The following is a 1,900-nucleotide window of genomic DNA, read 5'->3' as shown; positions in this document are numbered from 1 at the left end:
AGTCAGAGGCCCCGTAGCTTGGATGGCAGGGTGGCGGGTAACCAAGACTCTGAAGCCCATCGACAAGACTTTCCTTGGGAAAGTGCGAGTCGCCCGGGCCGTAACGAAAGTAAACGCAGAGGTGGCCTCGAAAGTGAATAAATCCGAAGGCCGAGCCCCCAACTGTAGGGCGAAGGCAGCATGGGTAGTCGAAATCTGACCGATACGATTATTCCACTTCGGCGGGGTGGTAGCGACGGCACGGCGACAAGGACACGCTAAGCAACTGGAGAACCCCTACTCGTCCCGACGCGAAATCGTCGGAGCAAGGTAGACCTTATAACCGGTGAACCCGGGAAGTGGGTCGAAGGCGGGAGGGAGGCGGACGGGCTCGTAGTAGCGATGAAGCGGCGTAATGGCTGTGGAGCGAAGGAACCCTGCTGCATTGTAATTTCTCTGACAACATGAAAGGCAAGGACGACATGATAAAAGCGTCCGGTAGTTTGCAGGATCTGAGAAGGAGAATATACGTCAAGGCGAAGGCTGAACCGTCCTGGCGTTTCTGGGGTTTGTACGTCCACGTCTGTAAGATGGAAACGCTGCTGATGGCGTATGAGGTGGCCGAAGAAAATGATGGAGCGCCGGGAATTGACGGCGTGACGTTTGAGGACATCAATGCGCAGGGGGTAGCGTCATTTCTCGTGCAGATACAGGGCGAATTGTTGGGGCGCACCTATGTGCCGCTCCCGGCGCGCAAGCAGGAGATACCGAAAGGCGATGGAAAATTCCGGACCCTGTCGATTCCGGCGATACGTGACCGTGTGGTGCAAGGTGCCCTCAAGCTGATATTGGAGCCAGTCTTTGAGGCGGATTTCCAACCGGGGTCATTTGGCTACCGTCCAAAGCGGACAGCGCGAGAAGCAGTGAACCGGGTGGCGCAAGCAATTGTTCAGGCCAAGACACGCGTGATTGACTTTGATCTGCGCGCCTATTTCGACACGGTTCGGCATGAACTGCTGTTGAGGAAAGTGGCGCAACGCATCAACGACGATGGCGTGATGCACTTGCTGAAAGTGATGCTGAAAGCCTCCGGCAAACAAGGCGTTCCGCAAGGTGGCGTGATTTCACCGTTGCTCAGCAATCTTTACCTCAATGAGGTAGATCGGATGCTGGAGCGGGCGAAGGAAGCCACGCGCTATGGCAAGTACACCTACATCGAATACGTGCGGTTTGCGGATGACATGGTGATCTTGGTCGATGCGCATCGGCGGCATGATTGGCTGATGAAGGCGGTGGAAAAACGGCTACGGGAAGAATTTGCCAAACTACAGGTCGAGGTGAATGAAGAGAAGAGCAGCATCGTGGACCTTGCTCGCGGAGGAAACTTCGGATTCCTTGGGTTTGATTTCCGTCGCATCCGTAGTCTCAGAGGGGTGTGGCGGCCGCACTATGCGCCGAAGCTGAAGAAGCGTACGGCACTGGTGCAGAAACTCAAGGAGGTGTTTCGCCGACACCAGTCCCAACCGGTTGAGAGAGTCATAGATTTGATCAATCCGATTCTACGGGGATGGGTGAATTACTTTGCGGTTGGGGACTCGAGCCGATGCTTCGGCTACATTCAGGACTGGGTAGAAAAGAAGGTGCGGCGCCATTTGATGCGATCCCGGAATCGACAGGGCTTCGGCTGGCAGCGGTGGAGTAGGCAATGGCTGTATGAGAAACTGGGGCTGTTTAAAGGCTACCGGGTATCGAGGTCTGCGCAGAAAGCTACGCCAGCATGATAAGTCCCATAAACCTTGACGCGAAACATGCAGGAGAGCGCAGTGCGGGAAAACCGCCCGCTGCGTTCGACGTGGCGGGTGCTGGAAACGTGACATGGCCGTGATATTGAGATACTCGCAGACGAAAGGGCGAGACAACA

At 55.7% G+C, this 1,900-nt stretch carries 1 protein-coding gene; it reads left to right on the top strand.

What is annotated here, in order from left to right:
- The first annotated feature begins 443 nt into the window (after positions 1–443).
- Entirely contained in the window at positions 444–1,760 is a 1,317-nt protein-coding gene (gene ltrA / locus ACFOFO_RS26480) for a group II intron reverse transcriptase/maturase (protein WP_390323184.1), read from the top strand.
- The last annotated feature ends 140 nt before the right edge of the window (positions 1,761–1,900 follow it).

This window comes from Pseudundibacterium arcticum, from assembly GCF_042646465.1.
Classification (GTDB): domain Bacteria; phylum Pseudomonadota; class Gammaproteobacteria; order Burkholderiales; family Burkholderiaceae_D; genus Undibacterium_A; species Undibacterium_A arcticum.
This window is presented reverse-complemented; position numbering and strand designations above follow the sequence as displayed.

Excerpts from the sequence above, each read along its gene's own strand:
- ltrA (WP_390323184.1), top strand. The coding sequence starts at position 444 with ATGAAAGGCAAGGACGACATGATAAAAGCGTCCGGTAGTTTGCAGGAT.